This is a genomic window from Aeromonas sp. Y311-2, assembly GCF_027706025.1.
Taxonomy (GTDB): Bacteria; Pseudomonadota; Gammaproteobacteria; order Enterobacterales; family Aeromonadaceae; genus Aeromonas; species Aeromonas veronii.
Window position 1 is genome coordinate 1 of sequence record NZ_JAPDCL010000071.1, and the last position, 823, is coordinate 823.

Sequence of the window (823 nt, forward strand, 5' to 3'; positions counted from 1 at the left end):
TGGGCACTGTTGCAAATAGTCGGTGGTGATAAACTTATCATCCCCTTTTGCTGATGGAGCTGCACATGAACCCATTCAAAGGCCGGCATTTTCAGCGTGACATCATTCTGTGGGCCGTACGCTGGTACTGCAAATACGGCATCAGTTACCGTGAGCTGCAGGAGATGCTGGCTGAACGCGGAGTGAATGTCGATCACTCCACGATTTACCGCTGGGTTCAGCGTTATGCGCCTGAAATGGAAAAACGGCTGCGCTGGTACTGGCGTAACCCTTCCGATCTTTGCCCGTGGCACATGGATGAAACCTACGTGAAGGTCAATGGCCGCTGGGCGTATCTGTACCGGGCCGTCGACAGCCGGGGCCGCACTGTCGATTTTTATCTCTCCTCCCGTCGTAACAGCAAAGCTGCATACCGGTTTCTGGGTAAAATCCTCAACAACGTGAAGAAGTGGCAGATCCCGCGATTCATCAACACGGATAAAGCGCCCGCCTATGGTCGCGCGCTTGCTCTGCTCAAACGCGAAGGCCGGTGCCCGTCTGACGTTGAACACCGACAGATTAAGTACCGGAACAACGTGATTGAATGCGATCATGGCAAACTGAAACGGATAATCGGCGCCACGCTGGGATTTAAATCCATGAAGACGGCTTACGCCACCATCAAAGGTATTGAGGTGATGCGTGCACTACGCAAAGGCCAGGCCTCAGCATTTTATTATGGTGATCCCCTGGGCGAAATGCGCCTGGTAAGCAGAGTTTTTGAAATGTAAGGCCTTTGAATAAGACAAAAGGCTGCCTCATCGCTAACTTTGCAACAGTGCCG

The 823-nt window shown here is 52.5% G+C and carries 1 protein-coding gene; it reads left to right on the forward strand.

Going from position 1 to position 823, the window contains the following annotated elements; all coding sequences use genetic code 11:
- The first annotated feature begins 65 nt into the window (after window positions 1–65).
- Window positions 66–770 carry an IS6-like element IS26 family transposase gene (locus tag OKC42_RS22655; RefSeq protein ID WP_001067855.1) on the forward strand — a complete coding sequence of 235 codons (705 nt, stop codon included), beginning with the start codon at window positions 66–68 and terminating at the stop codon, window positions 768–770.
- The last annotated feature ends 53 nt before the right edge of the window (window positions 771–823 follow it).